Annotated in this window: 7 protein-coding genes; 5 read left to right on the plus strand and 2 right to left on the minus strand. The window is 55.2% G+C overall.

Annotated elements, in window-relative coordinates; all coding sequences use genetic code 11:
- Window positions 1-119 precede the first annotated feature (119 nt).
- The 4 genes from ACFDSS_RS03055 to ACFDSS_RS03070 all read left to right on the plus strand — a co-directional run bounded on the left by ACFDSS_RS03055 (window position 120) and on the right by ACFDSS_RS03070 (window position 4,293).
- Entirely contained in the window at window positions 120-2,201 is a 2,082-nt protein-coding gene (locus tag ACFDSS_RS03055) for a dynamin family protein (RefSeq protein ID WP_375254288.1), read from the plus strand.
- Entirely contained in the window at window positions 2,198-3,043 is an 846-nt protein-coding gene (locus ACFDSS_RS03060) for a dynamin family protein (protein ID WP_375254289.1), read from the plus strand. The genes ACFDSS_RS03055 and ACFDSS_RS03060 overlap by 4 nt, the downstream gene beginning before the upstream one ends.
- Before the next feature lie 150 nt (window positions 3,044-3,193).
- Window positions 3,194-3,481, plus strand: coding sequence for a hypothetical protein (locus tag ACFDSS_RS03065; protein WP_375254290.1), 288 nt, complete (start codon window positions 3,194-3,196; stop codon window positions 3,479-3,481).
- Between the two features lie 20 nt (window positions 3,482-3,501).
- Window positions 3,502-4,293 (plus strand): hypothetical protein, encoded by a 792-nt coding sequence (locus ACFDSS_RS03070; RefSeq protein ID WP_375254291.1) that lies wholly within the window; start codon window positions 3,502-3,504, stop codon window positions 4,291-4,293.
- Window positions 4,294-4,386: 93 nt separating this feature from the next.
- On the opposite strand, the gene ACFDSS_RS03075 is transcribed toward ACFDSS_RS03070, so the two are convergent.
- Window positions 4,387-5,286, minus strand: coding sequence for an NAD(P)-dependent oxidoreductase (locus ACFDSS_RS03075; protein WP_375254292.1), 900 nt, complete (start codon window positions 5,284-5,286; stop codon window positions 4,387-4,389).
- A 9-nt stretch (window positions 5,287-5,295) separates the two neighbouring features.
- The gene (locus ACFDSS_RS03080; RefSeq protein WP_375254293.1) at window positions 5,296-6,834 is read right to left on the minus strand and encodes a trimethylamine methyltransferase family protein; all 1,539 of its coding nucleotides are present in this window, start codon (window positions 6,832-6,834) and stop codon (window positions 5,296-5,298) included.
- 107 nt (window positions 6,835-6,941) lie between these two features.
- Here ACFDSS_RS03080 and ACFDSS_RS03085 point away from each other — a divergent pair, with 107 nt between their 5' ends.
- Window positions 6,942-7,790, plus strand: coding sequence for a LysR family transcriptional regulator (locus ACFDSS_RS03085; RefSeq protein WP_375254294.1), 849 nt, complete (start codon window positions 6,942-6,944; stop codon window positions 7,788-7,790).
- Window positions 7,791-7,965 lie beyond the last annotated feature (175 nt).

Genomic DNA, 7,965 nt, shown 5'->3' on the forward strand with positions numbered 1-7,965 from the left:
CATTTGTGCTGGCTGTTGGTTTGGAATATGACGGTATCAGAGCAAACGACACAGGGGGCCAACGCGCTGCAAACCGCAGCCTAAAAGGCCGCCATGACGAATATTGAGGACGAACCGAGATGACAATGGACGAGCTGACAGGCGATGGAGGCATCGCGGCCCCGACGGCACAGCCCAGCTTCATGCGCCTCGGTCTTGAGAAGCTCGATGCATTCGACGATGAGGTCAAAGATCTTGAGGCGACGCTCGCGGATGTCGTCACCCTCGGCGGTCCTGAAGCTGAGAAAAAATCAAACAGGCTCATCAAACAGTTACACGCTTTTGAACCGAGCGTGACGATGATTGGTCAGGTCAAAGCTGGCAAGACATCGCTTGTAAACGCCATGGTCGGCCACCCCGATTTGCTGCCAGCCGATGTGAATCCGTGGACGTCGGTTGTGACCTCATTGCATTTGAACACGCAGTTGCCACCCGATGCGCCGTCTGCGGCGTTTCAATTCTTCAGCAAGGACGAATGGGATCACCTGATCGAGAACGGTGGACGAATCGGAGAATTGGCCGCGCGTGCCGGAGCCGACGAAGAACTTGAAAAAGTACGCGCGCAAATCATCAACATGCGCGATAAGACCAAACAGCGCCTTGGCCGCAAGTTTGAACTGCTTCTGGGCCAGAAGCATAATTACGCTGAGGTCACGGATGATCTGATCCAGCGCTATGTGTGTATGGGCGATGATTTTGAGGATCTCGAACAAGAAGATCAGCAGGGTCGGTTTGCCGACATTACGAAATCCGCCGATCTGTATTTGAACTCCAGCGCGCTGCCTATTCCGCTGTGTATTCGTGACACGCCGGGGGTGAATGATACCTTCATGATGCGTGAGCAGATCACGATCAATGCATTGCGCGATAGCCGTATCTGCGTTGTGGTTCTGTCTGCGCATCAAGCGCTCAGCTCAATGGACATGGGCCTTATCCGATTGATATCAAACGTGAAAGCCCGCGAAGTTGTGATTTTCGTGAACCGGATCGACGAGTTGCAAGATCCGTCAGCGCAGGTTCCGGAAATCCGCGACAGCATCCTGCAAACACTTGAAGACAACAACGGCCCCGAAAACCCGCAGGTCATCTTCGGCAGCGCCTATTGGGCAAATATTGCGCTCCAGAATGAACTGGATGGCATCAACGTAGATAGCGCAGATGCACTTTATAACTGGGCTGAAACAGCGATCAACGCCGACGTCGCTGAAATGGACACGCAAGAACTGGTTTGGCAGCTCTCAGGTATGCCGGAGCTCTACGCCGCCCTGTCTGAACGGATTTATGAAGGATCGGGCGCCGAAATTCTGGCTGCCTCACGCAAGCGCGCCCTGAACCTGGTCAGTGGTGTACGTGCGCAAAATACGATGGTGTCAATGCGTCTGGATGGCGATACCGTTGCTGTGATGATGCCTGATGAGCTGGAAAAACATCTCGATACGTTGCAGGCAAAGAATGTGAGTTTGCTGAACGACCGGCTAGATGCGGTATTCCAACAATTCAGTGGTCGCGTTGACCAATCGCACAAACGGTTCCTCGATCGCGCGCTTGAATCGCTGTTGCAGCATCTGGAAACCAAAGGCGAAGAAGAAGTCTGGCAATATAGCCCGGATGGGCTGCGCATGTTGTTGCGTACCAGCTATCAGGTGATGCGGCGCAACGTGGCATCAACCTGTGAAGAGATCTACGCCTCTGCTGCCAAAGACCTTGCACATATCTGTCGCGAAGCCTTTGGTGTGGCCGTTGAGAACTTCACGATCACGCCACCAACACCGCCCGAAGTGCCGGCGCCAGTCTCTCTGGGGCAAACGATCGCACTCGATTTGCAGACGTCTTGGTGGAAGGGCTGGTGGAAGCGCCGCAAGGGCTATCGCGCATTCGCAAGTGGCTTCTACGATTTGATTGAGGCTGAAACGAAGCCGATCGTTGATGAGTTGAAACAGCGCCAGGCCACTGACATCCGCGAAAGCGCAGAGCGCGAGCTACATCAATTCCTGATCGAGCAGCGCAGCCTGCTCAGCGATCTGAGCCGCAAATCCGAATTGGATTTTGAAGATCTTGAGGACGTATTCGGCATCAAAGCACAGCAAGAACGCGAAGAGATGTTTGAATATATATTCGAGGAATTGCGCGACGAAACCGTCGCAATCGGGAGTGATGAATGAGCACTGGCACCGCACCGCGCAAACCCCGGATCGCCCTTATGGGCGAATTCAGCGCCGGAAAAAGTACGCTCTCCAACCTCCTGATGGGTGTTCGCCCGTTGCCTGAAAAGGTGACTGCGACGCGGCTTTCTCCCGTGTGGATCAAATATGGCAGCGAGGCGCCCTACCGGGTGAATGTGGATGGGTCGCAAAGCCCGGTATCGATTAACCGCCTCGAAGATGTGCCAGTTGAAGAAACCCGCTACATTAACCTCTCGATTGAGGCCGATATTCTTGAAGTTTGCGATCTCATCGACTTTCCCGGTATTTCCGATCCAAATATGTCATCCATCGTCTGGGAACGGATGCTGGAAGAAATCGATGCCGTGATCTGGTGCACCCACGCGAACCAAGCCTGGCGTCAATCAGAGGCGGCGGTTTGGGAAAACATGCCGGAGATCGTGCAGCAAAATTCGATTCTGTTGATTACACGCTATGACAAATTGACCAATGAACGTGATCGCCTGCGGGTCTTCAAACGTGTCTCGCGTGAGACAAAGGGCCAGTTTGGCGGCATCTTTCCTGTGTCCCTGCTACAAGCGATCAAGGCTGGTGAGGATTATGAGCTTTGGGATGCCAGTGGTGCTGGCCCGTTCACAGAACATCTGATTGACACGATTGAGAAACTCTCTGCTCTCACCGCGCGCACGGATCACCCGCTCTATACCCATGGCACAGAGGATTCGATCCCCGCACCTGCGCCCATCGTGCCAAGATCCGTTTCGCCGCGCAGGGTCGCCCGCCCGGAGGGCACAGAGCGCCGCAAGACACGTCCCATTACCCGGATTGAGCCGCAGAATTAAGCAAGATTGCATTCTGCGGAAAGGCCTGCCAATACGGTGCAAACAGCAACTGTGTAGAGTAGGCCTGAGATGGTTGTGGATGAGTTGGATACTTTGCTTTCAAACCATGCGGATTGCCGCACGATTGCATTTGCGGATCTTTCGACACAGATGATTTTGGTCACAGACACGGCCTCTACGCTGCCACGTGAGGCGCTGGACCGGCTGTGCAAACAGGCAGCTGCCACATTGGGTTTGAGCGGCCAAGCCGTCTTGGGCGAAAAGCCGGGCCAAACGGCTGTTTTGGCAGATAAATCAGCTGTTCATGTGTTCTTACGAGCAGCCGATGAACCCGACGACGTGCTATGTTGCGTTTGCACGACGGATGTGGACCTGAATGGATTTGTGGCCGATGCAACGGCATGCGTGAACCGCATCAGCAGCGGCCAGAGTGAATAGACGAAGCCGGGATCAAACTTATGAGCGATTTGACAGCATTGGCGCAGAAACTGCAGGCCTTCGTCGGCACGGATGATGTGTTTGAAGACGGTGCGCGGGTGATCTCTGATTTGGGTGCACCATCACCGCTTTTCGCGATGCTCTGCGAAATTGATGAAACGATCCTGGAGCGTGCGCTGGTGTTCTCATCTGGCCAGACGTCGGTGCAGCTTGTCGCTGCCGGACGCCGTTTGCGTGGCTTCACGTCTGTGTCCGGGCGTGGCACATTTGATGAAGCGATCATCGGCAAGACGATCTCTCGCGAAGAACCGGAGACGTTGGACATGGCTTTGGCGCTTCTGTCAGGGGTTTTTGACGCAGCCGACCGAGTGACGGTCCGCAGTTTGCCGCCAGAGCCATTTGAAGGGTCCGGCGAACGAGGTGTGCCCGCCGCTGACCTGATGGATATCTGGGATGTTGCGGCAGATGATGCCTCTGTTGATATGACCGGCACACCAATTGAGCGGTTCCTGAAAACCAATGCTGCTGGCATTTCGGCCATGCTGCATATCAGGGCTGGTGAGGTCGTGAACAGCGAGGGTGAAGTCACGGCACTTGAGAAAATCTGGGAAGATCAAGCAAACGACTTTCTGGAGGCCGAAGCTGCGCTTTCAGAGCAGTCTGACGCGCAAAAGCTGATCTCGCTCGATAGTGTGATGACAGACGACACCGGCGTCACCCTGATCGTGTCGGACAATGACGTCGCCCTACTAGCACATGATCCGGCCCTGTTGGGTAAATTGCACCGCACTTGGCAGGCAATCTTTCGTTGAGCGGGCCACGGGCAATGGCTTGGGTACATTGAGTTTCACGCTCTGACCTGAAAATCGTCGCCGAAATCGGACATTTTCGACCGGCGAATACCCCTAGGTCAGCCGTGCAGGAAAACCCTCTGCGCGCAAATCAGTCTCCAACAGATCCTCAAGAAGTTTCACGATCATCGGCGATTGCGCATCACCCCCATAGACCGCACGGGCGGCAACGTAGGTTTGCTCTGTCGCTGCCGCGAGATCAAGCGGGACTTCAAATTCACGACCAAAGCCCATCGCAAAGCCGAGATCTTTCAAAGCGAGATCAATGTTGAAAGCTACGTCATACGACCCGTTCAGCACCAATGCGCCTTCGGTTTCATGGACAAAAGACGTCCCCGATGAGGCTTTTATCGCGTGCCATGCTTGGGCCAGATCAAGGCCGCCGCGCTTTGCCAGCATCAACGCTTCACCGCATGCCTTCAGGTGAATGAAGGCAAGCATATTCGTTATCACCTTAATAATCGAAGCAGAGCCAAGCGGCCCCATATGAAACACTTGGTTGCCCATCGCCTTCAGCGCGGGCAAATGCAGGTCAAACATATCCTTGTCACCACCCGCCAGCATTGTGATATTGCCCTGCGCCGCAAGGTGAACACCACCCGTCACAGGTAGCTCCATCATCCGCACATTATGCGTGGCGGCAATTTTTTCGAATGCCAGCACGTCCTCCCGCCCCAGCGTCGACATTTCGATCCAATGCGCATCCTCCCGCATCAGCGGCAACATTTCAGCGCTGACGGCTTCGGACACTGCTGGCGATGGCAGGCAGGTAATCACATGATCGACCTTTGCGGCCAATTCTGCCGGGGTGTCTGCCCATGACGCGCCTTCTGCCATCGCAGTCCCTGCAGCATCTTTGCTGATGTCGGTTACAGTGACGTCCAGTCCCGCGCGCAGCAGGCAGGCCGCACAGTTTGCGCCAAGATTACCCTGTCCAATATAGCCGTAGTGCATGGAACGCCCCTATTTGAAGAAAATATTGTAGTCGGCACGCATGGCCGCATCGAAGGCAGGGTCGAATTTGATCTTCTCGTTGGCAAGGATTTCATTCTTGCGCTTGATTGCCTGATCCAGCAATTGAGGACGGTCAGCCTCGTTCCATTCCTTCGGGCTCATCCGGTTGCCAAGGGTCGGGTAGATGTATTCGGTCTGCATTAATGCAAGCGTCTGATCTGAGCCCAGGTAATGGCCCGGACCGCCAAGACAAACCGCTTTCATCGCCTCGATGGATGTATTGTCTTCGGTGACATCAATGCCTCTGACAGTGCGCATCACTTGCCCCAGAATATCGTCGCCGAGTACGAGCGATTCAAGACAGAACCCCAGAAGCGACGCGTGCATCCCCGCCGCTTCATAAACCATATTCAGGCCAGACAATCCGGCAAGGACGTTCGTGATACCCTGCTCCCATCCAGCCTGCATGTCCGGCAGCTTGGAGTCAGAGATACCGGCAGCAGCGCCGCCGGGCAGATTGTAAAACTTGTGCATCTGCGAACAACCGGCGGTCAGCAAAGCCTGTTCCGCCGACCCGCCTGACATCGCACCCGTGCGCAAATCCGACACGAAAGGCCAGGTGCCAAAGATCGCCGGATGCCCCGGCGCCATCGCGTTGACATAGACGACACCAGCCAGGCATTCCGCAACCGCCTGAACAATGGCCAATGCGATCGGGGCTGGTGCAGTCGCGCCCGCTTGCCCTGCAGAAAGCAACAAAACAGGCATTCCGGCCCGGATACATGCCTCCATCACTTCGCAGCTTTCCTCCGCGAATTTCATCGGCGGCACCACGAAACAATTCGAATTGGACATGAACGGCCGCGCGCGCCATGCATCTTCACCACCGGCAATCCGGTGCAACATCTCAATGCTGGGAGGGACGTGGGTTGGGCCGACAAAAGACGTGCCAATATGTTTGGTCGTGCCGGCACAGGCGGCGTAAATCGTGTTGAGGTCTAGCTCCAGGGGGTCCAGAACATCGCGCGCGACCATCGCGCGCTGAAAGAAGTGCAGATTATCAAGAACATGTGTGATGCGGGCGGCATCATGCAAATCCTGCGCGGTGCTGTCGCGATAAGTGTTTGTTTCCAGATCAACGACATGAACCGCAGCACCAGCCGTCCCGAAATGGACTTTGGACCCTGACAGGTCGAGGTCGTATTTCTCTTCACGGCCGTGCAAAGTGATGTTTCTTGCGGCTTTGTAAAGCATGTCCTCCACCAATGCACGGGGGAAACGGATCCGACCATCGTCGCCGAGAATCGCACCGGCTTTCGTCAGGATTTCCACACCAGATGGCGGCGCTTGCGACAGGCCAATCTGCTCCAACGCATCAAGGGCAGAGCCGTGTATCTTGGCAACATCAGCATCGGAAAGGGGTTTATATTGCCCCCCGGACATGCCCGGGCGAACCGGGCGAACGTCTTCCGCAAGCGGCGCACTTCTCAGGGCGACACGCGCGGCGCGGCCGCCACTTCGCCCTGGTCTTGTTCGTGTTGTGGTCATGTGTCTCGCCTCCCGATTGGTGTGATTATTTTGCCGGATCGGAAATTAATCAATCACCAAATGAGCGCATTATTGATCGGCTTTTTCGATTAGTGCATAAGGCGTCAATGCAAATTGAACTTATCGACACGTTTCTTGATCTCTGCGCGACCAAGAGCTTTAACCAAACGGCAGAAAGGCTGCAGGTCACGCAATCAACGGTGTCGGGTCGCATAAAGACCTTGGAGGGGCTTGTCGGCGCGCGTCTTTTCGCGCGGTCCCGTTCGGGCACGGCGTTGACGACGCAAGGGTTGCGGTTTGAGCCACATGCACGCGCGCTACGGCACAACTGGGTGATTGCCCTGAATGCGACGCGCGATGTCGGCTTGGCAGGTGTCACAACCCGTGTGGGCCTTCAACATGATTTGCTGGGTATTCGGATTAACCGGCTGATTGACGAATTTCGGCGTGTCCTCCCCGAAACGGCCTTCTTCTTTGAGGCCGATTATTCCAGTCAGATGTGTGCAGACCTCGTGTCCGGCGCGCAGGACATCGCCGTCCTCTATACCCCGCAGATGCAGCCTGACCTGTATTTCGAACAATTGGGAGAGGTATCATACGTGATGGTTTCAACGGAAACGGACGTACTGGAAAATGTCGACAAATCCAGCTACATTCTGGCAAATTATGCGCCTGCCTTCTCACAAACCCACGCCGCATTTCTTCCACAACTGACCGAAGCGTCATTGTCGATCGGGCAAAACGCTGGCATGGTCGATCTGCTGATGTCGGTATCTGGCACAGCCTATGTGTTGGAAAACTCTGCAAATAAGCTGACTGCGGCAGGCACGTGCATTGGCGTGAAAGATGCGCCGATCATCACCCAACCGGTTTTCGCAGGACTGCATATGCGTCACCGGCATCGAGGCTACTATCGGCAACTCTTGAGCGTTCTGAAGTTGCAGTACGGACAATGATCCGTGAACGGCGGAGCAGCACGCAGCCACGGTAACGGCATCATTGTGGTGTCGCGTGCGGCGTAAAAGTCGGCCCTTAGCCGTTTCCGATTTCGGGAGGACTTAGGGATATTCACCATCGATTTGGTTGCGGGAGTAGGATTTGAACCTACGACCTTCAGGTTATGAGCCTGAC

Source organism: Yoonia sp., from assembly GCF_042093035.1.
Taxonomy (GTDB): domain Bacteria; phylum Pseudomonadota; class Alphaproteobacteria; order Rhodobacterales; family Rhodobacteraceae; genus Yoonia.